This window comes from Xanthomonas hortorum pv. cynarae (genome assembly GCF_002939985.1).
Taxonomy (GTDB): Bacteria; Pseudomonadota; Gammaproteobacteria; order Xanthomonadales; family Xanthomonadaceae; genus Xanthomonas; species Xanthomonas hortorum_D.
Window position 1 is genome coordinate 109,242 of the sequence record NZ_MDFM01000006.1, and the last position, 25,796, is coordinate 135,037.

Annotated in this window: 21 protein-coding genes and 1 pseudogene; 12 read left to right on the forward strand and 10 right to left on the reverse strand. The window is 63.6% G+C overall.

Annotated elements, in window-relative coordinates:
• Positions 1–16 precede the first annotated feature (16 nt).
• From XcyCFBP4188_RS06045 to dinB, 3 genes are all read right to left on the reverse strand, one after another.
• Positions 17–2,233, reverse strand: a complete 2,217-nt coding sequence (locus tag XcyCFBP4188_RS06045; RefSeq protein ID WP_487403395.1) for a TonB-dependent siderophore receptor — start codon at positions 2,231–2,233, stop codon at positions 17–19.
• Positions 2,234–2,465: 232 nt separating this feature from the next.
• Complete coding sequence (gene gph / locus XcyCFBP4188_RS06050; RefSeq protein WP_006450455.1) at positions 2,466–3,116, reverse strand: phosphoglycolate phosphatase; 651 nt, start codon at positions 3,114–3,116, stop codon at positions 2,466–2,468.
• Positions 3,117–3,277: 161 nt separating this feature from the next.
• Positions 3,278–4,357: a DNA polymerase IV gene (dinB, locus tag XcyCFBP4188_RS06055; RefSeq protein WP_006450454.1), complete on the reverse strand. Its 1,080-nt coding sequence runs from the start codon at positions 4,355–4,357 to the stop codon at positions 3,278–3,280.
• Between the two features lie 205 nt (positions 4,358–4,562).
• Between dinB and fabA the strand changes: the two genes are divergently transcribed.
• Complete coding sequence (fabA, locus tag XcyCFBP4188_RS06060) at positions 4,563–5,078, forward strand: 3-hydroxyacyl-[acyl-carrier-protein] dehydratase FabA (RefSeq protein ID WP_006450453.1); 516 nt, start codon at positions 4,563–4,565, stop codon at positions 5,076–5,078.
• Positions 5,078–6,286, forward strand: coding sequence for a beta-ketoacyl-ACP synthase I (fabB, locus tag XcyCFBP4188_RS06065; protein ID WP_023902477.1), 1,209 nt, complete (start codon positions 5,078–5,080; stop codon positions 6,284–6,286). The genes fabA and fabB overlap by 1 nt, the downstream gene beginning before the upstream one ends.
• An 86-nt stretch (positions 6,287–6,372) precedes the next feature.
• On the opposite strand, the pseudogene XcyCFBP4188_RS23340 reads toward fabB, so the two are convergent.
• A pseudogene (locus tag XcyCFBP4188_RS23340) lies at positions 6,373–6,462 on the reverse strand (SH3 domain-containing protein); the annotation flags it as partial.
• Between the two features lie 101 nt (positions 6,463–6,563).
• On the opposite strand from XcyCFBP4188_RS23340, the gene XcyCFBP4188_RS06075 reads away from it, so the two are divergent.
• Entirely contained in the window at positions 6,564–7,019 is a 456-nt protein-coding gene (locus XcyCFBP4188_RS06075) for a GIY-YIG nuclease family protein (RefSeq protein WP_080949640.1), read from the forward strand.
• A 170-nt stretch (positions 7,020–7,189) separates the two neighbouring features.
• On the opposite strand, the gene XcyCFBP4188_RS06080 is transcribed toward XcyCFBP4188_RS06075, so the two are convergent.
• Positions 7,190–9,214, reverse strand: coding sequence for a M3 family metallopeptidase (locus XcyCFBP4188_RS06080; protein WP_006450450.1), 2,025 nt, complete (start codon positions 9,212–9,214; stop codon positions 7,190–7,192).
• Between the two features lie 115 nt (positions 9,215–9,329).
• Entirely contained in the window at positions 9,330–10,433 is a 1,104-nt protein-coding gene (locus tag XcyCFBP4188_RS06085) for a PLP-dependent cysteine synthase family protein (RefSeq protein ID WP_006450449.1), read from the reverse strand.
• Between the two features lie 133 nt (positions 10,434–10,566).
• Between XcyCFBP4188_RS06085 and XcyCFBP4188_RS06090 the strand changes: the two genes are divergently transcribed.
• From XcyCFBP4188_RS06090 to gloA, 4 genes are all read left to right on the forward strand, one after another.
• On the forward strand, positions 10,567–10,968 hold the full coding sequence (locus XcyCFBP4188_RS06090; RefSeq protein ID WP_006450448.1) for a CopL family metal-binding regulatory protein: 402 nt from the start codon (positions 10,567–10,569) through the stop codon (positions 10,966–10,968).
• A 103-nt stretch (positions 10,969–11,071) separates the two neighbouring features.
• Positions 11,072–12,892: a copper resistance system multicopper oxidase gene (locus tag XcyCFBP4188_RS06095; protein WP_006450447.1), complete on the forward strand. Its 1,821-nt coding sequence runs from the start codon at positions 11,072–11,074 to the stop codon at positions 12,890–12,892.
• Between the two features lie 218 nt (positions 12,893–13,110).
• A complete protein-coding gene (locus tag XcyCFBP4188_RS06100; protein ID WP_374730457.1) occupies positions 13,111–14,190 on the forward strand; it encodes a copper resistance protein B in 1,080 nt (359 codons plus the stop codon).
• 221 nt (positions 14,191–14,411) lie between these two features.
• Positions 14,412–14,936: a lactoylglutathione lyase gene (gene gloA, locus XcyCFBP4188_RS06105; RefSeq protein ID WP_006450445.1), complete on the forward strand. Its 525-nt coding sequence runs from the start codon at positions 14,412–14,414 to the stop codon at positions 14,934–14,936.
• A 172-nt stretch (positions 14,937–15,108) separates the two neighbouring features.
• Here the strand turns inward: gloA and XcyCFBP4188_RS06110 are convergent, their stop codons facing one another.
• The 3 genes from XcyCFBP4188_RS06110 to XcyCFBP4188_RS06120 all read right to left on the reverse strand — a co-directional run bounded on the left by XcyCFBP4188_RS06110 (position 15,109) and on the right by XcyCFBP4188_RS06120 (position 17,848).
• Positions 15,109–16,251, reverse strand: a complete 1,143-nt coding sequence (locus tag XcyCFBP4188_RS06110) for a hypothetical protein (protein WP_006450444.1) — start codon at positions 16,249–16,251, stop codon at positions 15,109–15,111.
• Positions 16,252–16,480: 229 nt separating this feature from the next.
• Positions 16,481–16,954: a hypothetical protein gene (locus XcyCFBP4188_RS06115; RefSeq protein ID WP_006450443.1), complete on the reverse strand. Its 474-nt coding sequence runs from the start codon at positions 16,952–16,954 to the stop codon at positions 16,481–16,483.
• A 207-nt stretch (positions 16,955–17,161) separates the two neighbouring features.
• Complete coding sequence (locus XcyCFBP4188_RS06120) at positions 17,162–17,848, reverse strand: hypothetical protein (protein WP_006450442.1); 687 nt, start codon at positions 17,846–17,848, stop codon at positions 17,162–17,164.
• A gap of 89 nt (positions 17,849–17,937) precedes the next feature.
• Between XcyCFBP4188_RS06120 and XcyCFBP4188_RS06125 the strand changes: the two genes are divergently transcribed.
• Positions 17,938–18,573, forward strand: coding sequence for a Crp/Fnr family transcriptional regulator (locus tag XcyCFBP4188_RS06125; protein WP_006450441.1), 636 nt, complete (start codon positions 17,938–17,940; stop codon positions 18,571–18,573).
• Positions 18,574–18,846: 273 nt separating this feature from the next.
• Here XcyCFBP4188_RS06125 and glmS read toward each other — a convergent pair whose 3' ends face one another.
• Positions 18,847–20,676: a glutamine--fructose-6-phosphate transaminase (isomerizing) gene (gene glmS / locus XcyCFBP4188_RS06130; protein WP_104591791.1), complete on the reverse strand. Its 1,830-nt coding sequence runs from the start codon at positions 20,674–20,676 to the stop codon at positions 18,847–18,849.
• Positions 20,677–20,880: 204 nt separating this feature from the next.
• On the opposite strand from glmS, the gene XcyCFBP4188_RS06135 reads away from it, so the two are divergent.
• From XcyCFBP4188_RS06135 to XcyCFBP4188_RS06150, 4 genes are all read left to right on the forward strand, one after another.
• On the forward strand, positions 20,881–22,152 hold the full coding sequence (locus XcyCFBP4188_RS06135) for an efflux RND transporter periplasmic adaptor subunit (protein ID WP_095574964.1): 1,272 nt from the start codon (positions 20,881–20,883) through the stop codon (positions 22,150–22,152).
• A gap of 118 nt (positions 22,153–22,270) precedes the next feature.
• Positions 22,271–22,990, forward strand: coding sequence for an ABC transporter ATP-binding protein (locus XcyCFBP4188_RS06140; protein WP_006450438.1), 720 nt, complete (start codon positions 22,271–22,273; stop codon positions 22,988–22,990).
• Positions 22,991–23,001: 11 nt separating this feature from the next.
• Positions 23,002–24,294: an ABC transporter permease gene (locus XcyCFBP4188_RS06145; protein WP_006450437.1), complete on the forward strand. Its 1,293-nt coding sequence runs from the start codon at positions 23,002–23,004 to the stop codon at positions 24,292–24,294.
• 63 nt (positions 24,295–24,357) lie between these two features.
• The gene (locus XcyCFBP4188_RS06150; RefSeq protein ID WP_095574965.1) at positions 24,358–25,566 is read left to right on the forward strand and encodes an ABC transporter permease; all 1,209 of its coding nucleotides are present in this window, start codon (positions 24,358–24,360) and stop codon (positions 25,564–25,566) included.
• Positions 25,567–25,796: the final 230 nt, after the last annotated feature.

Genomic DNA, 25,796 nt, shown 5'->3' on the forward strand with positions numbered 1-25,796 from the left:
GACGCTGCATCGCTATTTAGAAGCCGAAACTCAAGCTGGCCCAATACGCGCGACCCGGTTCGTTGTAAGTAGCCGCACCTGCCGCACCGCCGGTGTTGTTGGTGCCTTCGCGGAACAGGCGCGTGTCGAACAGGTTGTCCACGCCCATCCCCACGCTGATCTTGCGGGTGATGCGGGAACGCGCACTGATGCCCCACAGATCGTAGGGGTCGCGCGCGTCGGGGGCGATGGCGCCGCCGCTGGTGCTCGATTGGGTGGCCGATTCCTGCTTGCCGTAGAAGGTGCCGGTGAGCAGCAGCGACAAGGCCTGGGTCGGTTGCCAATCCAGCGTGGTGTTGACGGTGTACTCCGGGATCACCGACAACGGCTGATCGGTGGCGGTGTTCTTGTTCTCGATCATGTAGGTGACGTTGGTATTCCACTTCAGTTCGCGGCCCTGCTCGCCCAGCAGCGGCAAGGTGAGATTGCCTTCCACGCCCTGCACGATCGCTTCCGATGCGTTGGTCCACTGGAACACCTGCCCCCGTCTGTCGACAGTGATATTGACCGGCGTCATACCGGCAACGATCTTGTCGTCGTAGGCGTTATGGAAGTACGTCAGCGAGGCGTGGTGACCGCTCTGCGGTGCCCACTCGATGCCGATCTCCTTGTTGATGCTGGTCTCCGGATCGAGGTTGTCGTTGCCCTGGATATAGCAGCCCGAGCCGAGATTGGGGAACAACACCGGGCAGCCATTGCCGCGCGTGTAATACAGATAATTGGCGTTGGACTGGTACAGGTTGGGCGCCTTGAACGCGCGCGCGATGCCGCCCTTGAGCAACCAGTCTTCGGTGAGTTTGTACTGCACGTTGAGGCTGGGGCTGAGGTTGTTGCCGAACTGGCTGTGGTGATCCAACCGCAGGCCCGGCGTGAGCGTCAGCCGCTCGGTGGCGTAGATGTTGTCTTCCAGATACACCGCGCTGAGCGTGGCTTCGCTGCGCGGGCTGCGTGCGCCTGCGGCCAGACCGGGGAAGCCACCGCCGGCGGTGACGGCCTGCGACATCGAATAGGCATCGCTGAGGCGGCTCTGGCGGCGCTCGAAGCCCAGCGTGAGCACCTGTTCGGCCCAGGCCTGCAACGGCATGTTGAATTCGCCATCGATGTTGAGGTTATCGAGCGTAGCGGTGGAGTTGAGCAGACCGGCGGCGATGGAGCCTTCCGGCCCGCCGGCCAGGCCTTCGTTGAGGCGGGTGTTGTCGGTGCCTTCATAGGCAGCGGTGAGGCGCGAGGTGCCCAGCGCCCAGGTGCCGCGATGGGTCAGCGATGCGGTGCGGCGGATCATGGTATTGGTTTCGCTGCCGAACAAGGCGCTGAGATCCGCGCCGGCCAGGCCGTCGGCACTGACCGCGCGATCGCCCGCGTACAGATTGCCCTGGCGGCTGAAACCGGCATCGAGTTCGACCACCTGGCCGTCCATCGGGTCCCAACGCAGCAGGCCGTTGATGTCCTTGTTGCGCACGCCCTCGCGCCCGGCCGGTGGCACTGCGGCAGCGTTGCTGGCGAAGCGGCGATTGAGATCCAGCGAATCCGGATCGGTTTTGTTGAGGTTGCCGTAGAGTCGGAACGAGAACGTGTCGGACAGCGTGCCGCTGAGCTGGAATCCCGCGCGCTGGCCGCCGCCTTCGGCACTGTGCTGCGGCACAAGACCGAACACCGTCATCGAGCCGGTCAGATCGCCGGTAGGCTTCTTGGTGATGATGTTGACCACGCCACCGGAGGCACCCGAGCCATAACGTGCCGCCGCGGGGCCGCGCAGCACTTCGATCCGCTCCACCGCTTCGGCCGGCACCCAGTTGGTGTCGCCACGCGTATTGCGCTCGCCGCTGCGGCCCATGCGCACCGCATCGCGCGATCCCACCGGCTTTCCATCGACCAGAATCAGCGTGTTTTCCGGGCCCATACCGCGCAGATCGATCTGGCGGTTGTTGCCGTACTGGCCAGAGGCACTGTTGCCGGTGAGATTGACGCCCGGCATGGTGCGCAGCAGCTGCGACAGGTCGTTGACCGGCGGGCGCCGCTCGATGTCTTCGGCGGTGATGACCGACGAACCCAATGCTTGCCGGGCGATCTGTGCGGCAGTGACGTGCACGGTGTCCAGCGATTGCGGATCGGCTACAGCGTCTTCGGCAGATGCGCTGCAAATGCAGCTGCTACAACCGAGCGCAATGGCCAGCACCAGCTGACGGTGGGACAACACGGGACGGCGTGCAGGCACAGACATCCATGACCGGCGTGATGCGGACATTCTCAAACCTCTCGACAGGAGATGGACCTCTGGCGACGGCTTGAGGTGACACGGTGGGGGTGATGCGTGCAACGTGCACTGGGTACGTGCAAGGCGCTACAACGCAGTCAAGATTGACCGCGCATTCTACACAGATGCGATTCATTCTCAAATGGTCGACCTGCGGTTGCGCTGCTGCGCGCTACTTCAACGCAAGCAACTCGCGCATGTCATCGACAATGGCCACCGCGCCGGAGGTCTGTACATCGAACCCACGCAGATAGCCGTAACGCACCATCGCCAACGGCATTGCAGCGGCATTTGCGGCGGCCGCATCGGTGGCCGAATCGCCCACCATCAGGCACTGCTGCTGGGTGTGCCGGAACTGGTTGGCCAGGTGCAGCAGCGGCGCTGGATCGGGCTTGCGCTGCGGCAGCGAATCGCCACCGAGCACCGTACTGAAATGCGCCGCGATGCCCAGATGCTCCAGCAGCGGCGCGATAAAGCGCGACGGCTTGTTGGTGCACAACGCCAGCGTGGCGCCTGCCTCGCGCAAGCCGGTCAATGCCTCGGCAACACCGGGATACACCTGCGGGTTGTGCAGCAGGCAGGCTTCGTAGTTCCGCATCATCACCGGCATTCCGGTATCGGCATCGTGCGTGCCGCCGGCTTCGCGCAACGCGGTGGCGAGCAGCACGTGCACCCCTTCGCCGATCCAGCTGCGGATCGTCGCCTCGCTGAACTGCTGCAGCCCAAGCTCCTGCAAGGTGGCGTTGAGTGCTTCGGCGATATTCGGTGCGCTGTCCACCAGCGTGCCATCCAGGTCGAAAATCACCAGCGGATACGGATACATGCGGACTGCCTTGTGTGTGGGGGGCGAGGCGCAGTGTACGAAGTGCAGGATTCACAGCGTGTCACCGTGGAGCGATGGGGAGTGTGGATGCATGCGTCGATGCAGTCATTGCTGCATGCATCACGCCAACGCCGCAGCAGTGCAGGCACCGCGCATCGCACTCACTGCGCCTGCGGCACCTCGCCGAACAACTCGCCCTGCACCGCGCCCTCTTCCGCATCGCTGAAACCACTCAAGCCCACACCGACCAGGCGATAGCGCGTGTCGGCAGGCAACTCCACGCGCCGGGTCAGCGCCAATGCAATCTCGGCCAGTGCCTCAAGTGAGGCCGGTGGCTGCTCCGGCGTGTACGAGCGGGTCAGAATGCGAAAGTTCGAGGTCTTCAATTTCAGCACCACCGTGCGCCCGATACGCTCGGTGCGCCGCGTGGCGAGCCAGGTTTTTTCGGCCAGGCGCAGGATGTGCGGATCCAGCGCGTCCAGTGCGATATCTTCGCTGAAGGTGTCTTCCGAGGAGACCGACTGCACCTCCTGATCCGGCTCGACCGGACGCTCGTCGATGCCACGCGCGCGGCGATACAGGCTCTGTCCGAAACTACCGAAATGCGCCTGCAATTCTTCCAGGGGGCGCAGCCGCAGATCGCTGACGGTGACAATCCCCAATGCGGCCAACTTGCCATCCATCACCTTGCCCACGCCGGGAATGCGATTGACCGGCAGCGGCAGCAGGAACGCATCCACACGACTGGGCGCGATGACGAACTGCCCGTCGGGCTTGCGCCAGTCCGAGGCGATCTTGGCCAGGAATTTGTTCGGCGCGATGCCGGCCGATGCGGTGAGCTGGGTTTCCTCGCGGATCTGGGTGCGGATCAGTTGCGCGATTTCGGTGGCCAGTTGCATGCCGGTCTTGGCTTGCGTGACATCCAGATAGGCTTCGTCCAGCGATAGCGGCTCGACCAGATCGGTGTGCCGATGAAAGATCTCGCGCACCTGCCGCGACACCGCCTTGTAACGCGCAAAATCCGGCGGCACGAACACCGCATCCGGGCATAGACGTTCGGCACGCATCGCCGGCATGGCCGAACGAATACCGAAGGTACGCGCCTCATACGAGGCCGCGCACACCACCGAGCGCGCACCGCGCCAGGCCACCACCACCGGCTTGCCGCGCAGCGATGGATCGTCACGTTGCTCCACGGACGCGTAGAACGCATCCATGTCCACGTGCACGATCTTGCGCATCAAGCTGGCGTCTCTCCAAAAGCGTCAGCACATGATAAATCAGCCGCGTCTCACGCCTTGATCCGGCCTGCACAGACCGCTTGCCGCACCGCGCAACCGGTTGGACACAGCACGCATGCGTACGGATAAAACGTTTGATTGAACCGCGCGCCCTCATGCACGCTTGCCGGCTTCGCCTTATCGCTTCTTGCAGGAAACGTTCGTCATGACTCGTCAAAGTGCGTACTCGCGTGACCAATTGCTGGCCAGCGCGCGTGGGGAATTGTTCGGACCCGACAGTGCCCGCCTGCCCAACGACCCGATGCTGATGTTCGACCGCATCACCGAGATCAACGACACCGGCGGCGCACACGGCAAGGGCGTGATCCGCGCAGAACTCGATGTCCGCCCGGACCTGTGGTTCTTCGGCTGCCACTTCATCGGCGACCCGGTGATGCCCGGTTGCCTGGGCCTGGATGCGATGTGGCAGCTGACAGGCTTCTTCCTCACCTGGATCGGCGCGCCGGGCCGTGGCCGCGCGCTGGGTTGCGGCGAGGTCAAGTTCACCGGCCAGGTGCTGCCGAGCGCCACACTGGTGAGCTACGAGATCGATGTCAGCCGCGTGATCAACCGCAAGCTGGTGATGGCGCAGACCGATGCGCGCATGCTGGTGGACGGGCGTGAGATCTACACTGCCAAAGACCTGCGCGTAGGCATGTTCACTTCTACGGAGAATTTCTGATGCGTCGTGTCGTCGTCACCGGAATGGGCATCAATTCGTGTCTGGGCAATGATCTGGACACCGTCTCCACTGCACTGCGCGAGAGCCGCTCGGGCATCACCGCGTTGCCCGATCACGCCGACGCCGGCCTGCGCAGCCAGGTGGGCGGCGCGGTGGCGCTGGATCTGGACAGCCTGATCGACCGCAAGCTCAAGCGCTTCATGGGCGATGCCTCGGCGTACGCGTATCTGGCGATGCGCGATGCAATCGCCGATGCCGGGCTGGACGCCGAACAGGTCAGCGCACTGCGTACCGGCGTGATTGCCGGCTCCGGTGGCGGATCCAGCCAGTGGCAGGTGGAAACCGCCGATCTGCTGCGCAACCGTGGCGTGCGCAAGGTGGGCCCATACATGGTGCCGCGCACGATGTGTTCCGCAGTGTCTGCATCGTTGGCCACTGCGTTCAAGATTCGTGGCCTGAGCTACTCGCTGTCTGCCGCGTGCGCGACCTCGGCGCATTGCATTGGCGCGGCTGCGGATCTGATCCGGCATGGCGCGCAGGATGTGATGTTCGCCGGCGGCGGCGAAGAATTGCACTGGACCATGAGCGTGATGTTCGATGCGATGGGCGCGCTGTCCACCGGCTTCAACGACCGCCCGGCAGTGGCCTCGCGCCCGTACGATGCGCAACGCGATGGCTTTGTGATTAGCAGCGGCGGCGGCATGCTGGTGCTGGAAGACTACGACCACGCCATCGCGCGCGGCGCACGCATCCATGCCGAACTGCTCGGCTATGGCGTGACCTCCGACGGCGCCGATATGGTTGCGCCCAGCGGCGAAGGTGCGGTGCGCTGCATGCACATGGCCATGCAAGGCCTCAGCCAGCCGATCGATTATCTCAACACCCACGGCACCTCCACCCCACTGGGCGATGTCACCGAACTGGGCGCGGTGCGCGAAGTGTTCGGCGACAACGTGCCACCGCTGTCCTCGACCAAGGCGCTGTCCGGCCATTCGTTGGGCGCGGCCAGCGTGCACGAGGCGATCTACAGCCTGCTGATGCTGCGCGATGGCTTCATGGCCGGCTCGGCGCATATCGATGAGCTCGACCCACGCGCCGAAGGCTTCCCGATCCTGCGTGAAACGCGTGAGGCAACCTTGAACACGGTGATGTCCAACAGCTTCGGCTTCGGCGGTACCAACGGGGCATTGGTGTTCGGCCGGGTGTGACGATTGATGGCGTGGCGGAAGCCGAACGGGAGCGCGTGACCTGTTCGGCATCTGCACGGCACGCATCGGCAAGCAGTCGGCGGCATGCCGGGCCGATACTTGCGCCAGTAGGCACGCTCGCTCTGCTCGGTCCAGGCACGGCCGCGATAATGCGCATCCCAATACGTATCGAGCGAGATCGCCGCGTCTTTGCTAGCCTGCAATTGCACGATGCCAACATCGCGACGGTCGCGCTCGGGTTGGCCCATGGTGCATGGCGAAGATGGAGGTAGCGAAGATGGCTGACACAATCTCTCCGGTGAGATCGGAATTCGCAGCGCTTGAGCATGCCGACTGGGATAGCTTGTTTCATGGCCCATCGGTGGTTTACCTGCTGGCGCATGCGCGGCGGGAAGCGTTTTACATCGACGTGGCAAGTGGTCTGGGCGCAATCAGCGACACGCGCCGGCGCATCATCGTGCAGCAGGAAGCCAGCTTGCCCAGGGAGCGCGTGATGCCGCTGCTGCTGGTGTGGTTCGAGGCCTGCACCGATCTGGCAGCTGCCAAGGCCCGCGCCACGCAACTTCGCGCCTGGCCGCATGCCTGGCGGCGGCAGTTGGTGGAGACGCTCAACCCTGCCTGGATCGACCTGGATGCCTATGCCTTGGGATTTCCTGGCGCACTGGCACAGGTGGGCGAACGCCATGCCCAGTGCCGCGACTTGCAGCATCCTGAGGATGTAGAAGGCACCTGAGCGAGCGGGTGCCTGGTCCTGCAGCACGATGGGACGCGCTCGAACTCAAGGACACACGATGTCCAGTGCACTGCGTCCGCCAGACTTTTGCGCACGCCGATGCACCGCATCCGGATGCGCTGCGCCGCGCAGCTGACGACGCGTTGGCGAAACACCGTAAACGCCTGCGATCAGCCCGCCATGCCGTTATGCCGCAGCAATGCATCGATGCTCGGCGCACGCCCACGGAAGGCGCGGAAGTTGTCGGCCGCACTACGACTGCCGCCACGCGACAACACTTCATGGCGGAAGCGCGCGCCGGTATCGGCGACCTGCTCGGGCGCTTCTTCGAAGGCGGCGTAGGCATCGGCGCTGAGCACTTCGGCCCATTTGTAGCTGTAGTAACCGGCCGCATACCCGCCCGCGAAGATGTGGCTGAACTGATGCGGGAAACGATTCCACGCCGGCGGGCGATTGACCGCTACTTCGTCGCGCACGCGCTCGATCAGTTGCAGCACACTGTCCTGCACCGGGTCGAAGCTGCTGTGCAGCTGCATGTCGAACAACGCAAATTCCAGCTGGCGCACGGTGAACATGCCGCTCTGGAAATTGCGTGCGGCCAGCAGCCGATCGAACAGATTGCGTGGCAATGGTTCGCCGGTGCGCACATGCGCGGTCATCGCCTGCACGCGCTCCCATTCCCAGCAGAAGTTCTCCATGAACTGGCTCGGCAGTTCCACCGCATCCCATTCCACGCCGTTGATGCCGGCCACACCCAGCTCGCCGATGCGCGTGAGCAACTGGTGCAGGCCGTGGCCCATTTCATGGAACAGCGTGGTGACTTCGCCATGCCGGAACGTGGCCGGCGTATCGCCACTACCGCGGCCGAAGTTGCACACCAGATACACCAGCGGTGTCTGCACGCCGTTGGCGGTGTCGCGGCGGTTGCGGCAATCGTCCATCCACGCCCCGCCGCGCTTGCCTTCGCGTGCGTACAGATCAAGATAGAACTGCCCGACCAGCTCGCCCTGTGCATCTTCCAATCGATAGAAACGCACATCCTCATGCCAGACCGGCGCGCTATCGGGCTTGACGGTGAGCCCATACAGGCTGTGGATGACATCGAACAGGCCGGCCAGCACCTTGGGCTCGGTGAAATACTGTTTCACTTCCTGCTCGGAGAAGCTGTAACGCGCCTGCTTGAGTTTTTCGCTGGCGTAGGCCAGGTCCCAGGCCTGCAGTTCGTCCAGGCCCAGCTCGTCGCGCGCAAAGGCTTCGAGCTCGGCACGATCGCGCTGCGCATACGGTTTGGCGCGCACCGCCAGATCACGCAGGAAGCCCATCACTTCATCCGGGCTTTGCGCCATCTTGGTGGCGACCGAATACTCCGCGTAGCTGGCAAATCCCAGCAGCTGCGCCAGCTCGGCGCGTAGCGCGAGAATCCGCTCGATATTGGCGCTGTTGTCCAGCGCAGCGTCGCCGAACTCGGAGGCGCGCTCGGCATTGGCGCGATACAGCCGCGCGCGCAGTTCGCGATTGTCCGCATCGGTTTGCACCGGCAGATAGCAGGGCATCTGCAAGGTGAGTTTCCAGCCTGGCACGCCGTCTTTTTCGGCAGCAGCGCGTGCGGCGGCGATCACTTCGACCGGCAGGCCGGACAGCTCGCTTTCGTCTTCGCTCACGTACGACCATGCATCGGTGGCATCAAGCACGTTCTGCGAAAACTTGGCGGCCAACGCAGACAACTCTTCCTGCACTTGCGCAAAGCGCGCCTTGGACGCGTCATCCAGCTCGGCACCGCCGAGGCGGAAATCGCGCAGCGCGTTTTCCAGCACCTTGCGACGTGCCGCGTCGTAGTGCGCCGCTTCCGGTGATTCCGAAAGCGCTTTGTATTGCGCGTACAACGCCAGGTTCTGCGCAAGCGCGCTGCCGAAGCGGCTTAACTTGGGCAGATTGCTGTTGTAGGCCTCGCGCAGTTCCGGCGTGTTGACCACCGCCTGCAGATGGCCCACCTGCCCCCACGCGCGCCACAGCCGCTCGGTGGCATCGTCCAGCGGCACTACGAAGCTGTCCCAGCTGACCGGGCTGACCTGCTCGGCCGTTTTCACCGCGGCCTCGGCCTCGGCCAGCAGGCGATCGATTGCCGGGCCTACGTGTTCGGGGCGGATCGCATCGAAGGACGGCAGTCCGGACAGGTCGAGCAGCGGGTTGGTCATGGAGCGCTCCGGCGGTGGACTGGATGACGGGTGACTGGATCAAGAATCAACACGTGTGGCTAGCAAAACGTCGCGAGGCGCAGCAGTGTCGATGGCAGCTCCAAGGATATGGCGGTCATTCCAGCGCCGCACAAGGCAACGTGGGCAAGTCGCCGCCGTTGACTGCGATGGCAATGGCCGCATTGCTGTCGGTGACGTCGATGGTGTGCGCCACGTACCAGGCCGGGTCGTAATAGCTGTGCGCATAACGCTCGCCGGCATCGCACAGGATGGTGACGATGGAGCCGGTACGGCCTGCCTCGCGCATGCGCTGGGCGGCCTGCAGCACACCGACGAAATTGGTGCCGGTGGAGCCGCCGACGCGGCGGCCGAGCGTGGCGCTGACGTGGCGCATCGCCGCCAGGCTCAAGGCGTCGGGCACCTTGATCATCATGTCCACGCAGCTGGCGATGAAGCTCGATTCCACCCGCGGGCGGCCGATGCCCTCGATACGCGAGCCGCCGGTGATGGCCAGCTCCTTGGGGCACTGCCCGTCCACCGCGCGGCAATAGCCGTCGAAGAACACCGACACCTCCGGGTCCACGCACAGGATGCGGGTGGCGTGGCGCCGGTAGCGCACGTAACGGCCCAACGTGGCGCTGGTGCCGCCGGTGCCGGGGCTGCACACGATCCACTCGGGAATCGGGTGCGGTTCGTCGGCCAGCTGCTTGAAGATCGACTCGGCGATGTTGTTGTTGGCGCGCCAGTCGGTGGCGCGCTCGGCGTAGGTGAACTGGTCCATGAAGTGCCCGCCGGTCTCGCGGGCGAGCTGGTGCGAGGCGCTGTCCAGATCGCAGGCACGCTCCACCAGATGGCAGCGGCCGCCCTGGAATTGAATTGCGGCGATCTTTTCGGGCGAGGTCGAGGCCGGCATCACCGCGATGAAGGGCACACCCAGCAAACGTGCGAAATACGCTTCGGAAATCGCAGTCGAGCCACTGGAGGCCTCGATCACCGGCCGCCCCGCACGCAGCCAGCCGTTGGTCAGCGCGTACAGAAACAGCGAGCGCGCCAGCCGATGCTTGAGGCTGCCGGTGGGGTGGCTGGACTCGTCCTTGAAATACAGGTCGATGCCCGGATAGCCCGGCAGGTCCATCGGAATCAGGTGGGTGTCGGCCGAACGGTTGAAATCGGCTTCGATCTTCTGGATGGCGGCGGCCACCCACTGGCGCTGCGACATGGCAGGACTGTGCGGCGAAGGAAGCCCCGATTCTACCGCTGCAAGGCGCGCGGCCACGGCCGGCGGGTCATCGGGCGGACAGCTGGGAGCCGATGCTATGCTCATCGCACCTGTTTGCCTGCCCTGACCGCCTGTGCTGCGTTGCCTGCTCCGCCTGCTGCTGTGCCTGTGCCTGGTTGCCAATACGGCCACCGGCGCGTGGGCGTCGGTGGGTATGGCGATGCCGGCGATGGCCTCGGGTGCGATGGCACCGGCTGCGTCAGCTGCGCAGGCTTCCATGCCGGCCGCAATGCCGTGCCATGCCGACATGCAGCCGACTGCCGCCGTGCCTACCCACGACAACGCCAAGCATGCGCACGCAGCCGATTGCTGCAAGCTGGGCAGCTGCGACTGCCTGCAGCACTGCAGCCTCGCCTTGCTGACCCTGCCTGCGGTGCCCGCAGGTCTGCTCGGTCACTCGGCGTTGCCGGCCAACCTGGCCGAAGGACGCAGCAGCCCGTTGCCCGAGCAACCGGTTCGACCTCCCATCGCCTGAGCGCTGACGGCTTTTGCTGTCATCGGGCCCGCGTGCTTGCTGCGCGGGGTTTCTAAGCGATGCGATGCGTTCGCCTTCATCGGTGGGCTGCAGCGGAGATGTCATGTCTTTCGATCCCAATTCTTTCGATCCACCCTCCAACGGCGGCCTGAGCCGACGCCGCTTCGTGCAGGGCATCGCCCTGGGCGGTGTTGCCGCCACCACCGGCCTGTGGCGCAGCGATGCGCGTGCGTCCAACCCGGTGAACACGCCGGTCCTGCGCGGCAGCAGCCAATCGCTGCAGATCGGCCGCATGCCGGTCAACCTCACCGGGCGCGCGCGCACCGCCATCACGGTCAACCAGAGCCTGCCCGCGCCCACGCTGCGCTGGCGCGAGGGCGACACCGTGAGCGTGCGCGTACGCAACGCGCTGGCCGACCAGCCTACCTCGGTGCATTGGCACGGCCTGTTGCTGCCGGCCAACATGGATGGCGTGCCGGGCATGAGCTTTGACGGCATCGCGCCGGACCAGGAGTATCACTACCGCTTCGCGCTGCGCCAATCCGGCACTTACTGGTACCACAGCCATTCGATGTTTCAGGAGCAGGCCGGCTTGTACGGCGCGATCGTCATCGACCCGCTGACACCGCCGCCGTATCGGCACGATCGCGAGCATGTGGTGCTGCTCTCGGACTGGACCGATCTGGAGCCGGCCGCACTGTTCCGGCGGCTCAAGCAGATGCCCAGCCACGACAATTACGCGCAGCGCACCGTGGGCGATTTTCTGCGCGATGCGCGCGAAGACGGCTTGCGCGCAACGCTGGCCGATCGCGGCATGTGGGGGCGCATGCGCATGACTCCCACCGACCTGTCCGACGTCAACGCCAATACCTACACCTATCTGCTCAACGGCGTCGCCCCGGCCGGCAACTGGACCGGGGTGTTCACCCCCGGCGAAAAAGTGCTGCTGCGTTTCATCAACGGCTCGTCGATGACCTATTTCGACATCCGCATTCCCGGCCTGCGTATGACCGTGGTGGCCGCCGATGGCCAATACGTGCACCCGGTGAGCGTGGACGAGCTGCGCATTGCTGCTGCAGAAACCTTCGACGTGATTGTCGAACCCATCGGCCAGGACGCATTTACGTTGTTCGCGCAGGACATGGGTCGTACCGGATTCGCCTGCGGCACGCTGGCGGTGCGGCATGGCTTGCAGGCGCCGATTCCTGCACTGGATCCGCGCGCGATCCTGACCATGCAGGATATGGGGCATGGCGATGGCATGGCGCATGCAGATCACGCCATGCACGGCGGCGACACGACGCAAAGCGATCCGCATGCGGCACACGCGATGGCAATGCCGATGCCAGACATGCAGATGCAGGGGCATGGGCATGCAAGTAACGATGCGCACAGCAAGACCCCGCACCACCCTGCCAGCGAAGACGGCAATCCGCTGATCGACATGCGCAGCAATGCCACTGCGCCGCGCCTGGACGACCCCGGCGTTGGCCTGCGCAACAACGGCCGCCGCGTGCTGTGCTACGCCGACCTGCACAGCGTGTTCGACGATCCGGATGGGCGCGAGCCCGGGCGCGAGATCGAGCTGCATCTCACCGGGCATATGGAAAAATTCGCCTGGTCATTCGATGGCATCGCCTTCGCTTCGGCAGAGCCCTTGCGGCTGCAGTACGGCGAGCGGCTGCGCATCGTGCTGGTCAACGACACCATGATGCAGCACCCCATCCACCTGCACGGCATGTGGAGCGACCTGGAAGACGCCGACGGCCATTTCCAGGTACGCAAGCACACCATCGACATGCCGCCCGGCACCCGCCGCACCTACCGCGTGCGTGCCGATGCGCTGGGCCGCTGGGCCTACCATTGCCATCTGCTCTACCACATGGAAGCGGGCATGATGCGCGAAGTGCGGGTGGAGGCATGAGCGCGCTTCGTACGCAAGACGTGGTGCTGCTCGCACTGCTGCTGAGCGCATCGGCTACTGCACAGGAGCATGTGCCTGAGGCGATGGATTCATCCGCGCATGCCGATGGCACGCAGGCAATGCAGATGGCCGACCACGCGATGCCGGCCCAGCCGCAGTCATCCATCGCGACAGAGGCATCGCCGCCATCTGCGCAGGAGACCGCAGATGCGATACAGATGGATCACGCGCATCTGCAGCACACCGGCGCTGCATCGCCATCGGCAGACGCTGCCGACAGCACGCCTGCGCAACGCCCGGTACAAGCCGACGTTTCGGCATCGCCGACATCGATGCATCACGCAGGCATGCAGCACGCCGACGTCAAGCATGCCGCACACCAGGCCTCTACGAATCCACAACCGGGCCACAGCCAGCAGCCCCAGGCAGATATGGACCATGCGTCGGTGGGGCACGCGTCGATGCAGCACGCCCCGATGCAACATGGACCAGCGCAGCATGGGCCGATGGATCACACCAACATGCAGCACGCGCAGCACACCGAAGCGGCGACCCAAACGCCGGCATCGCCCACCACCAGCGCATTGCCGCGTGAGCCTATTCCCGAGCCCACTTCCGAGGAGATCGCTGCGGCTTTTGCACCTCTGCAGCACCATGCGATGCACACGGCAGGCATCAATCACTACGTGTTGCTCGATCGACTGGAAGCGTCCAATACCAACCGCGGCAGTGGTCAGGATTGGGAAGCACGCGCCTGGATCGGCGGCGACATCGACCGGCTCTGGCTGCGCAGCGAAGGCGAGCGGCACGAAGGGCGCACGCAGGACGCATCGTTGGAGGCGTTCTACGGTCACGCCATCTCGCCGTGGTGGGATGTACTGGTTGGCGCACGTCAGGACATCGGCGCGGACGCACATCGCAGCTGGGCCGCCTTCGGCGTGCAGGGACTGGCACCCTACAAGTTCGAGACCGAAGCCACGCTCTACATCGGCAGCGGCGGCCGTGCCGCACTGCGACTGGAAGGCGAGTACGAGGTGCTGCTGACCAACCGGCTGATCCTGCAACCGCGCGTGGAAGTCAGTATCGCCCTGACCGACGATGACCGGCGCAACATCGACAACGGCGTGGAGCAGGCCGAATTTAGCCTACGGCTGCGCTACGAAATCACCCGCCGTTTCGCGCCCTATATCGGCTGGGTACACAGCCGCAGCTTCGGTGACACCGCCAGACGCACCGCGATCGAAGACGAACCGGCGCGCGACAGCCGCTTCGTTGCCGGCGTGCGCATCTGGTTCTGAGACAGCCGCTGTGCGCAGGGGCCCGACCGTTCGGAGTCGGAGTCGGGCCCATGCCACTACCTTGACCCGTGCAGGTCATGCGGTCTGGCGCGATCAACCAGAACGCGGCGCGGTCGGATCACCGCCCCGCGCAATGCAGACATACCGACAACCATTGCCTCGCTACTATCGGCGTCCAACGCAGACAGACCTGCTCCCCCCATTCCATCGAGGAGACCGCAATGCCTTTGACCGACCTACAACACGTTCCCGGCGCCAGCGCCGCGCCTGCCGACACCAGCGGCTTCGTGTTCAACCACACCATGCTGCGCGTCAAGGATGCCCAGCGTTCGCTGGATTTCTACACCCGTGTGCTCGGCTTCCGCCTGCTGGATGCGCGCGATTTTGCCGATGCGAAATTCAGCCTGTATTTTCTCGCCTTGTTGCCGCAAGACACCGTAATCCCCGAAGAAGATACCGAACGTCGTCTGTGGATGGCCGGCATCCCCGGCGTACTGGAACTCACCCACAACCACGGCACCGAAACCCAGGACGGCCCGGTCTACCACGACGGCAACAGCGAGCCGCGCGGCTTCGGCCACATCTGCATCTCGGTGCCCGACATCCACGCCGCCTGCGCGCGTTTCGACGCTCTCAATGTGCCTTACCAGAAACGCCTGGAAGACGGCCGCATGAGGCACCTGGCCTTCATCAAGGACCCGGACGGCTATTGGGTAGAGATTATTTCCAATACGCCGCTGGCCTAACGCAGAACAAAAAATGCCCGGAATTCCCGGGCATTTTTTATGCGTGCGAGCTATCGGCAGTTGTTACAAAACGGCGCGTTCGAGCAACGTGCGTCAATACACAAGACTGCCCGCATTTTTGAATAAAGCCGTTGCACGCAGATGCAGCTGCCATCCAGCGCGGCGCACTGCATCAGTTGGAAGCGGCAACAGCCTCTCTGTCCGGAAACCATTGCGGCAACTGCTCGGCAAATCTTGCAGCACATTCCTCGCTGTAGGCCTGCGCGGCCTCCTTGACCAGCGCGTAGTCGTTGGCCTCCCACTCCTCCAGCGATGCAGTGCGCGGTGTCGGTGCACAGTCCAGATTGACTGGGCTGGCCTTGCGCTTCAGAAGGCCGGAGCGCTCACCGCCGATCGTCACTGCATAGCGCAGCTCGTAGGGCGATGTGGTATCGGCCAGGCTCTGGTAGACCAGCAGCCAGTCGGACATCAGCACCTGCAGCGGGAACGGGTCCACCGGCAGTGCTGCCGGATGCCCGCTGAAGTAGGTCTTCAGACGCGCATTGACCGCATCGCGCTGCAATTGATATCCGGGATTCCCCACGGCCTCCATCTTCTCGCCTTTCAGCTGCCCCTTACCAAAGGACGACACTGCGATGCCGCGCGCGAACAGGCTGGTGGCGATCTGCAAACCCACCACCGCCCCGGTGTGTCCCCGCCGCACCACGCGCAACATTTCGTCGCCGTTGGGTAGGCCGTTGGACCCCACACGCATGCTGGCATGCAACGGAAGCTGCAACGCCCAATCCGCCGACGATGCAATGACGGCATCAGCTTGCGTTTGTGAAGCGGGCTGCTCTTCTGTTGCAGCGACCAACACCGTGCCGGCAGCCGCGGCGGCGGCATGGGCCGTCGCTGTCGAAAAATCGCCAGTGGCAAATGCAGGCACCACTGCCACAGCCTCTGCCCCACGCGCGGCCGTACAGAACGCGCTGGAAGCACGCATCTGCACTTCATGAAATTCGATGCCGTTGATCTGATGTACGACCGCATCCTGGCCGTACTGCGCCACCAGTTTGGTAACGATGGCCTCCTGCTCGACCGGCTGCTGGCCGCAGACCTTGGCCGCAGCGATGCGCGACCAGGCGAACTGCAGCGCAGGATCCCACCCCATCGCGTCTTCGCCCACAAACCCGTGGTCGTAGTGGTAGACGTAGATGGCCGGGTCGATGTCTTGCAAGGTCATCCCGCCCACACCCGCATAACCGGGCGGAACATCGCCAGCCATCGCAATGCCGCTCAGTGCCGAGATCGCCACCGCAATCAATGCTTTCATAGACTCCTTCCACTGGAAATGGCGTCGCATTGCGTGTCCCCCACGCAATGCGACAAGACACTGTCAGACCGCGCGGACAGCGGCCAATAGCACAGTGCTCGGTCCATCAGACAACGATCCGCAGTCGGCTTGAACGCTCAGTTGCGAACATAGTGTGGGCGCATCACGCGCACTTGGCAGTCGGGGCGGTCCCCACATCTGTAGGGACCGCCCCGGAAGTGGCGCTTATCTATGCATGCAACAGTCCGCCAGTACTGCGCTGCCACTCGCGCGGCGGGCGCAGTGCGGCAAGCGTGTGGACCAACTCGCGATAGCTCTCGGCCAGTTGCGCGAACAGGCTGGCATCGCTGCAACGGGTGTCGGCCACATCGGAATAGGCGCCGCGCCCCAGGTCGATGAAGTAGTCCACGCTAAGCCGGCGACGTTGCGCCACTCCGGGAAACAGCCCGGCAATCAGCAGACAGCCATCGCCCAGATCGCGCAACAGATCGGCACGCACACTGCCCATCTGTTCCTGCGCATGCAACCACGCCAATGCCTGCGTGCGCGAAAGCAGATGCGCATCGCGCTGGAAGCGCAGCAACACGAACACCAGATAATGCTCGCGCGATTCGTCCAGCGGCCGCGCGATGCGCTGCCCTGCCTCACGTACCAACGCCTGCCACAACTCGGCCGGCGCGCCCTGTTTGAAAGACTCGTGCATACGTCCTCCTGCGTGGTGGGACCCTCGCAAGAGCGTATGCATAACCTGGGCCATCGCGTTGGCAGCCAGGTCCGTCGTCTGCCAATCATCCACCGCAGCGAGATCGCGCGACGGGTTAGCTCACTGTGGCCACGCGCCGTCACCGCACCTTGCACGGCACCGGTTAATTGCTACCCGCGACCGACCCGACTGCCGCTGCCGGGCGCGTCATCGGGTACGCAAGCGCAGTGCCTTCCGCTCTTCACGATTTACAAGCCACGTAAGCAATGCACCGGGCAGAAGGAACCCCAGCGTTACGAGCAAACCGTGGAGCAGATGCGCCGCCGGTTCGTCCAACACGGCGATGTGCTTCATCGGAGACAGCCACGGGGAAAGATTGAAGAACGCGATCGTCAAGACGACAAGCGGCCAAATCCAGTTCACCCCACGCTTGCGCGCAGAATTCCAGGCGTAAGCGGCCAGCACAACAACAAAGACTCCTTCGATCACCCAAGAGGCGGTTCCAAGCCGCCCCCACAGTCCCAGCCCAAAGTGAGTCTGTGAATGCGGCAACAGCGCCAGGTCATTGTTGTGCATTGGCCAGTCGGCAAGGAAGTGAGAGAAAGACGCGACAAACGCCAGAACTGCAATGCGCCTGTCTTTCCAGAAGAGGCAAGCCCAGACAACGGACCAAACCACCGCCGCCAAGAGCGAATGATCCCAGTCGATGAATGTCAGGTCGAAGAACAGATAGGGGCCTGCAGCAAAGTTGGGCGTTACGATGTCCCAGCCAAGCATGATGAAAATACCGTCCAGGATGTCGAGAAAGCCCACGCCCAGTAGTAACGGAAGCGTTGGGATGCCCGGAAAGCTGGCTTTCAAGGCCAGTCCGATCGCAAAGTGACCCACATACATGGCCGGTTCTCCAAGGATTAGGCCTGCATGGTGCCCCCGTTGCACCCTCCAGACTGTAAAATCAGAACGGTTCGACCACGGTCCCGGCTATGCCTGACGATGGCACCCTGAGTCCAGAGATTGCAGAGATTTTTCTCTCCCAGGCTTCGGTTCGAACGTGTGTTGCGGGGCAGCGCATTTTTGAGCTGGGTTCCTCCCCTGCCTGCATGTTCGGCATTCTCAGCGGCTCGGTCCGGGTCTCTCTGGAGCCGATCCAGCTCAGCGAGAGGCTGTCGCTGATCCTTGGACCAGGCCAGTGGTTTGGAGAAGTTCCGCTGCTGGATGAGCGGGCAAGGGCGTTCAGCGCGGTGGCCCACGGACGTAGCAAGATCGCCGTCGTCTCGACTGTCGCCTTCAACCGTGTGATCGCATCCAACCCGGCGGCGCTCCTGGCCATCACCCGCCTGGTGTGCTCACGCTATCGCCAGGCCTTGGACTGGATTGAAGCCAACCAGGCACGTTCGCTCGAACGCCGGCTGGCGGCTCAGCTTCTCACTGCCCAACACAACGTCCGCATGCCACAGAGTGCGCTGGCCGACAGGCTGGGCGTCTCCCGTCCTACCGTGAACCAGCTCTTGAAAGCATGGAAAGCCCAAGGCTTGATCGACGTTGGCTACGGCAAAGTGAATGTGTTGAACATGGACGCCCTGGCATCGATCCTCGCAGGGGAGCTAGAGCGCGACTAGCGTCCCTTGGCGCCTGGATGATCAGGCCAAGTCCCCACCGCGGAACCGGCATGCGCGATCCGATTCTGTGGATGGCAGACCAGCAGGAGTCGCAAGCGTCGCGCTGCAGAAACGCAAAAGGGCGGGAGCAATGACGCCCCCGCCCTTTCGCTCTTTTCGGTCTGGACGAAGCATTACCCGTCCGCCCGCCATACATCGCCGCTGGTTGGACGAACCATTGTCCAGTCGGACCGAGAGATCCCTGCGACCGCCCACGATGCTGGGCTTCTGCCGCTACTCCACCGTCACCGACTTGGCCAGGTTGCGCGGCTTGTCCACATCGGTGCCACGTGCCAGTGCGGTGTGATACGCCAACAGTTGCACCGGGATGGTGTGGATCACCGGCGACAGCACGCCGGCGTGGCGCGGAGTGCGGATCACGTGCACGCCTTCGGACTCGCTGAAGTGGCTGTCCTGGTCGGCAAACACGAACAGCTCGCCACCACGCGCGCGTACTTCCTGCATGTTGGATTTGACCTTCTCCAGCAAGCGGTCGTTGGGTGCGATCACCACCACCGGCATCGCCGCATCCACCAGCGCCAGCGGGCCGTGCTTCAACTCGCCGGCCGGATACGCTTCGGCGTGGATATAGGAGATTTCCTTGAGCTTGAGCGCGCCTTCCAGCGCGATCGGGTAATGCAGGCCACGGCCGAGAAACAGCGCATTTTCCTTGGCCGAAAAGCGCTCGGCCCAGGCCGTGATCTGCGGCTCCAGATTCAAGGCGTGCTGCACGCTGCCGGGCAGAAAGCGCAGCTGCTCCAGATAGTCCGCTTCTTCGGCTTCGCTGATGCGGCCCTGCAATTTGCCCAGCACCATGGTGAGCTGGAACAGCACCGCCAGCTGCGTGGTGAACGCCTTGGTCGAGGCAACCCCGATCTCGGCGCCTGCGCGTGTGTAGCAGACCAGTTCGCTGGCGCGCGGGATCGCACTTTCGGGCACGTTGCAGATCGATAGCGTGTGCAGATGCCCCAGCGATTTGGCGTATTTCAGCGCCTCCATCGTGTCCAGCGTTTCGCCGGATTGGGAGATGGTGACGATCAGATGTTTGGGGTTGGCGTAGGCAGCGCGGTAACGGTATTCGCTGGCGATTTCCACGCTGCACGGTAGCCCGGCGATGGCTTCGATCCAGTAACGCGCGGTCATCCCGGCGTAGTAGCTGGTGCCGCAGGCCAGGATCTGCACGCCTTCGATGTCGCGCAACACCGCTTCGGCATTCGCACCAAACAGAGAGGCAGGAAATCCCTTCGCATCGATCGCCGCTTCGATGGTATCGGCCAGCGCACGCGGCTGCTCGTGGATTTCCTTCTGCATGAAATGGCGAAACGGACCGAGCTCCAGCGATGCAAGCGAGACATCCGACAGGTGCAGCGGGCGTTCGACCGGCGCGTCGTTGCCATCGAAGATACGCACGCCGTCGCGGCGCAGTTCGGCCGTATCGCCTTCTTCCAGGAAGATCACCTGGCGGGTGGCCTGCACGATCGCCGAGACATCGGAGGCGACGAAGTTCTCGCCCTCGCCCACGCCGATCAGCAACGGGCAGCCCATACGCGCGCAGACGAAGCGCTCCGGCTCGGCCTGGCTCATCACCGCCAGCGCGTAGGCGCCGGTGAGTTCCTTGACCGTGCGCTGCAGCGCGATCAGCAGATCGCCTGCGCTGCCCAGATGGTGATGGATCAGATGCGCGATGACTTCGGTATCGGTCTGTGATTCGAAGGTGTAGCCGAGTGCGCGCAGTTTCTCGCGCTGCTCTTCATGATTTTCGATGATGCCGTTGTGCACCAGCGCAACGCCGTCGCTGATATGCGGATGCGCGTTGGCCTCGGTGACGCCGCCATGGGTGGCCCAGCGGGTGTGGCCGATGCCCAGCGTCGCGCCGAACTGCTCGGCCTGCGCTGCCTGCGCCATCTCCACCACGCGCCCGGTACGACGCACGCGGCGCAGCTGCGCGCCATCGAGTACCGCAATGCCGGAGGAATCGTAGCCACGGTACTCAAGACGCTTGAGTCCTTCGATCAGGACCGGGACCACATCGCGCCTGGCGATCGCTCCGACAATGCCGCACATAGGACAACCCTTGAGGACGAAGCCGCGCATTTTAGCGTGTCCGTTCTTGTCCGCTGCATGGCCGTGCCCGGACAGCGTGTCCGCGTTGATGTCCGCGGACACTGCGGACACATGCGACCCGAACACAAAGACTTTTACTTTCAAACACTTGGCGATTGGCACAGGTTCTGCTTTAGCGCAGTGACGCCAACGAGCCAGCCGATCATGATTCGCGATACTTCTGCCCAGGACCAGGTTCTCCGTACATCCGCCCAGAGCACGCCATGGCGTCGTTGGCTGTGGCCCGGCATCGCTGCGGTCGCCGTGTTGGCCGGTATTGGTTGGGCGGTCACCGCGTGGAGCGCCGGCAGCCGCTCGTTCGATGCCAGCCGGGTGCGCATCGCCACCGTCAGCCAGGGGGATCTGGTGCGCGACATCGCCGCCGACGGCCGCGTCATCGCCGCCAACAGCCCGGTGCTGTACGCCATCTCGGCCGGCACGGTGACGCTGAGCGTGGTGGCCGGCGACGTGGTCAAGCAGGGCCAGGAGCTGGCGCGCATCGACAGCCCGGAGCTGCGCAGCAAGCTGGCGCAGGAGCAGGCCACGCTGGCCGGCCTGGAGGCCGAATCCAGCCGCGCCGGGCTGGATGCCACGCTGGCCCGTGCCAACGCCAGCAAGCTCACCGACCAGGCCAAGATCGACAAGCAGGCCGCCGCACGCGACCTGGAGCGCTATCAGCGCGGCTACGATGGCGGCGCCGTGCCGCAGGTGGAACTGGCCAAGGCGCAGGACACCTTGAAGAAGACCGACATCGACCTGCAGCACGCCGAGCGCGATGCGTCGTTGAAGAGCCAGGGCGCGGATCTGGATTCGCGCAACAAGCGCCTGCTCGCCGACCGTCAACGCGCGGTGGTGGCCGAGGTGCAGCGCCAGGTCGATGCGCTCACGCTGCTGTCGCCGTTCGATGGTCAGGTCGGCCAGGTGCAGGCGGTGCAGCGCACCCAGGTCACTGCCAACGCACCGATCCTGGGCGTGGTGGATCTGTCCAAGTTCGAAGTCGAAATCAAGGTGCCCGAGAGCTTCGCGCGCGATCTGGCGATCGGCATGCCGGCCCAGCTCACCAGCGGTAATGGCGAGCCATTCCCGGGCGCCATCTCGGCGGTGTCGCCGGAAGTGGTCAACGGCGAAGTCACCGCGCGCATCCGCTTTGCCGACAAGCAGCCGCCGGGTCTGCGCCAGAGCCAGCGCATGAGCGCACGGGTGGTGATGGACACCCGCCGCAATGTGCTCAAGGTCGAACGCGGCCCGTTCGTCGAACAATCCGGCGGCAGCTACGCCTATGTGATGGATGGCAATACTGCGGTGCGCCGCCCCGTGCGCATGGGCGTCAGCAGCCTCGGCGAAGTACAGGTGCTCTCCGGGCTGCAGGCGGGCGACCGCGTGGTGGTGTCCGGCGCAGATAACTTTGGAGATGCCCCGCGCGTCACCGTTCACTGAGAGCGGCGACCAATACCACTACGCAGCAGTCCGCAGCCGCCTGACGACCTGCTTGCTACGTTTTCTTAGCCACTCTAAATCTCTTTCGCACACACCACTTTTCGCAAAGGAATCGGCAATGCTCAAGATGCAATCGGTCTCCAAGGTCTTCCGCACCGAACAGGTGGAAACGCACGCGCTGCGCTCGCTGGACCTGCATGTGCGCGAAGGCGAATTCGTCGCGGTCACCGGCCCTTCCGGCTCGGGCAAGACCACCTTCCTCAATCTCGCCGGGCTGCTGGAAACCTTCACCAGCGGGCAGTATCTGCTCGATGGCGAAGACGTCAGCCATCTGTCCGACGACGCGCGTTCGCGCCTGCGCAATCAGAAGATCGGCTTCATCTTTCAGGGGTTCAATCTGATTCCCGACCTCAACCTGTTCGACAACGTCGATGTGCCGTTGCGCTATCGCGGCATGGCTGCAGTCGAGCGCAAGCAGCGCATCGAAGAAGCCTTGACCAAGGTCGGCCTGGGCTCGCGCCTGAAGCACTACCCCACCGAGTTGTCCGGTGGTCAGCAGCAGCGCGCCGCGATTGCGCGCGCATTGGCCGGCAGCCCGCGTCTGCTGCTGGCCGACGAACCCACCGGCAACCTCGACTCGCAAATGGCGCGCGGAGTGATGGAACTGCTGGAAGAAATCAACAGCCAGGGCACCACCATCGTGATGGTCACCCATGATCCGGAACTGGCCGCGCGTGCGCAGCGCAACGTACATATCGTCGACGGCCAGGCCACCGATCTGGAACGCAATCCTGCCCTGATGCGCGCACGCGATAGCGCACCCACCCTGGCCGAGTAAGGGGCATCTCCATGTTCGGTTATTACTTCACTCTCGCGGTCCGCAGCTTCCGCCGCAACAAGATCCTCACCGCGCTGATGGTGCTGGCGATCGCTCTGGGCATCGGCGCCAGCATGACCACGCTGACGGTGTTCTACATCCTGTCTGGCGATCCGATACCTCAAAAAAGCGAACGACTCTTCATCCCGCAAATCGATGCGCGCTCGCCGGGCCATCAAAGCACGGAAGCCCTGGAGCAATTGACACGCTTCGATGCCGAAAACTTACTGCGTGAGAAGCGCGGAGACCTTCAAGCGATGATGAGCGGCGGAAGCGTCCCGTTGGAGCCAGATAATTCTTCGGTGCGCCCGATGAAACTGGAGGCGCGCTATACCTCCGCCGATTTCTTCCCGATGTTCAATCCGCCATTTCTCTACGGTGGCGCGTGGACGGCAAACGAGGACGGTAGCAGAGCGCGTGTCGCGGTGATCACCGAAGAACTCAACAAAAAACTCTTCAACGGAGAGAATAGCGTTGGGCGTACGTTGCGTATAAATCGTCAGTCGTTCCGCATCGTCGGCGTTCTGCGCGAATGGCGGCTGACCCCCAAGTTCTACGACCTCAGCAACAGCAGTTACGCCAAGTCGGAACAGTTGTTCGTTCCGTTCAGTGCCGCGATGGAACTGAAATTCCAGTCCAGCGGCTCGCGCTCCTGCTGGGGCGACAGTAAGGATGCAAACAGCACTGACCAAAAATGCTCATGGATTCAGTACTGGGTTCAGCTGGATAGCCCGCAAAAAGCGGCGGCCTACCGTCAATACCTGGAGAATTACTCCGACCAGCAACGGCGCGCCGGGCGCTTCGAGCGGCCGACCAATGTCCAGCTGCGTAGCGTCATGCAATGGATGGACTACAAGAAAGTGGTGCCCAGCGACGTTCGCCTGCAGACCTGGCTGGCATTGGGATTTCTGCTGGTGTGTCTGGTCAATACCGTGGGCCTGTTGCTTGCAAAGTTCATGCGTCGCAGTGGCGAAATCGGCGTACGCCGCGCGCTTGGCGCCACCAAACGCAGCATTTTTGCGCAGTCCCTGGTGGAGGCGGGAATGATCGGCCTGGCAGGCGGCATCTTGGGGCTCGGCCTCGCCACGCTAGGACTGTGGGGCGTGCGACAACAACCCTCTGATTATGCAGAGCTCGCACATCTTGATCCGCTGATGCTGCTGGTCACGTTCGCGCTTGCCCTGTTGGCCAGTGTCGTTGCCGGGCTACTCCCGGCATGGCGCGCCTGTTCCGTGCCACCTGCCATCCAACTCAAAGCGCAGTGAGATGCCGCCCTGATGGCGCCGCTCGCGCGTTGCCGTTGGCCAGCAACCATCAAGGAATCTTCAATGGAAATCCGCCCCATCCTGTCCACCCTGCGCCGGCACAAGACCGCTGCGGCACTGATCATCCTCGAGGTGGCGCTGAGTTGCGCCATCATTTCCAATGCGCTGTTCCTGATCGGCAATCGCCTGGATCGCACGCAGCGCCCCAGCGGCCTTGCCGAAAACGAGCTCGTGACCATCAGCATCAGCGGCATCGGGGAAGACGATAACGCCAATGCACTCACCGAGACCGACCTGGCCGCCTTGCGCAGTATCCCCGGCGTCAAGTTCGCCTCCGCAGTCAGCCAGATACCATTCGGTCAGAGCATCTGGATCACCGGCCTGAAACTCACCGCCGATCAAGATATCTCCACGATTGACGTCAACAGCTACAACGGCGACGCCCAGACGCTGGACGCGATGGGGCTGAAACTTGTGCAGGGACGTCGTTTCACGGAGAGCGAATTCAGCTGGAACAGTGAAACGACGGCTGATAGCCCAAGCGTCATCCTCACCAAAAGCGCAGCAGACAAGATGTTTCCCGGGCAATCTGCACTGGGCAAATCCATTTACATTGGACCGACACCCAGCAAGGTCGTTGGAATCGTCGAACACCTGGCGCGCGTTCTCGATTACGGCGGCGATTCCTCATACGACGACTCCATGCTGTCTCCGATCAAGGTGAGCTACAAAGATGGCGGGATGTATTTGCTACGCACCGATCCGGCGCGACGACAGGAAGTTCTGCGCCAGGCCGTCGCAGTGCTGGAGAAGAACAGCTCCAACCGCATCATCAAGAGCCCCACAACAGTAGAGGAAATGCGCAACGACTATTATCGCCAGGACCGCTCCATGGCCTGGCTGCTGGTCACCATGAGCATCGCGCTGCTGATCGTCACCGCATTGGGCATCGTCGGCCTTGCAAGCTTCTGGGTGCAGCAACGCACCAAGCAGATCGGCATCCGCCGCGCACTAGGTGCGACACGAGGCCAGATCCTGCGTTACTTCCAGATCGAAAACTTCCTGCTCGCCTCGATCGGCATCGTGCTCGGCATGTTGATGGCGTATTCGATCAACCTCTGGTTGATGGCGCGTTACGAGTTGCCACGCTTGCCGTTGATCTATCTCCCGATCGGCGCAGTCACCTTGTGGGCACTCGGCCAGATCGCGGTGTTCTGGCCGGCCCGCCGCGCTGCGCTGGTGCCGCCGGCGGTGGCCACGCGTAGCGCGTGATGTATCTCCGCACATCGTCGGGGCGATGCCGCCGACGATGTGCGGCGGCGGTAAGCCGCTTACACAGATCGCGCAATTGGTCACCACCCTGCCTGCCACTGCGGGCCGCGCTGCCACCAGGCAGATCCAGCGCGATCCAGCGCGATCCAGCGTCGATATCCTTGACCTTGACCTTGACCTAGACCGCTGAGGCGCAGGCATCGTCCATTCCTTCGCTGAGGCATACAGCA

Excerpts from the sequence above, each read along its gene's own strand:
- gph (WP_006450455.1), bottom strand. The coding sequence starts at position 3,116 with ATGTATCCGTATCCGCTGGTGATTTTCGACCTGGATGGCACGCTGGTG.
- dinB (WP_006450454.1), bottom strand. The coding sequence starts at position 4,357 with ATGCGCAAGATCGTGCACGTGGACATGGATGCGTTCTACGCGTCCGTG.
- fabA (WP_006450453.1), top strand. The coding sequence starts at position 4,563 with ATGACTCGTCAAAGTGCGTACTCGCGTGACCAATTGCTGGCCAGCGCG.
- fabB (WP_023902477.1), top strand. The coding sequence starts at position 5,078 with ATGCGTCGTGTCGTCGTCACCGGAATGGGCATCAATTCGTGTCTGGGC.
- XcyCFBP4188_RS06075 (WP_080949640.1), top strand. The coding sequence starts at position 6,564 with ATGGCTGACACAATCTCTCCGGTGAGATCGGAATTCGCAGCGCTTGAG.
- XcyCFBP4188_RS06080 (WP_006450450.1), bottom strand. The coding sequence starts at position 9,214 with ATGACCAACCCGCTGCTCGACCTGTCCGGACTGCCGTCCTTCGATGCG.
- XcyCFBP4188_RS06085 (WP_006450449.1), bottom strand. The coding sequence starts at position 10,433 with ATGTCGCAGCGCCAGTGGGTGGCCGCCGCCATCCAGAAGATCGAAGCC.
- XcyCFBP4188_RS06095 (WP_006450447.1), top strand. The coding sequence starts at position 11,072 with ATGTCTTTCGATCCCAATTCTTTCGATCCACCCTCCAACGGCGGCCTG.
- XcyCFBP4188_RS06100 (WP_374730457.1), top strand. The coding sequence starts at position 13,111 with ATGGATCACGCGCATCTGCAGCACACCGGCGCTGCATCGCCATCGGCA.
- gloA (WP_006450445.1), top strand. The coding sequence starts at position 14,412 with ATGCCTTTGACCGACCTACAACACGTTCCCGGCGCCAGCGCCGCGCCT.
- XcyCFBP4188_RS06110 (WP_006450444.1), bottom strand. The coding sequence starts at position 16,251 with ATGAAAGCATTGATTGCGGTGGCGATCTCGGCACTGAGCGGCATTGCG.
- XcyCFBP4188_RS06115 (WP_006450443.1), bottom strand. The coding sequence starts at position 16,954 with ATGCACGAGTCTTTCAAACAGGGCGCGCCGGCCGAGTTGTGGCAGGCG.
- XcyCFBP4188_RS06120 (WP_006450442.1), bottom strand. The coding sequence starts at position 17,848 with ATGTATGTGGGTCACTTTGCGATCGGACTGGCCTTGAAAGCCAGCTTT.
- XcyCFBP4188_RS06125 (WP_006450441.1), top strand. The coding sequence starts at position 17,938 with ATGCCTGACGATGGCACCCTGAGTCCAGAGATTGCAGAGATTTTTCTC.
- glmS (WP_104591791.1), bottom strand. The coding sequence starts at position 20,676 with ATGTGCGGCATTGTCGGAGCGATCGCCAGGCGCGATGTGGTCCCGGTC.
- XcyCFBP4188_RS06135 (WP_095574964.1), top strand. The coding sequence starts at position 20,881 with ATGATTCGCGATACTTCTGCCCAGGACCAGGTTCTCCGTACATCCGCC.
- XcyCFBP4188_RS06140 (WP_006450438.1), top strand. The coding sequence starts at position 22,271 with ATGCTCAAGATGCAATCGGTCTCCAAGGTCTTCCGCACCGAACAGGTG.
- XcyCFBP4188_RS06145 (WP_006450437.1), top strand. The coding sequence starts at position 23,002 with ATGTTCGGTTATTACTTCACTCTCGCGGTCCGCAGCTTCCGCCGCAAC.
- XcyCFBP4188_RS06150 (WP_095574965.1), top strand. The coding sequence starts at position 24,358 with ATGGAAATCCGCCCCATCCTGTCCACCCTGCGCCGGCACAAGACCGCT.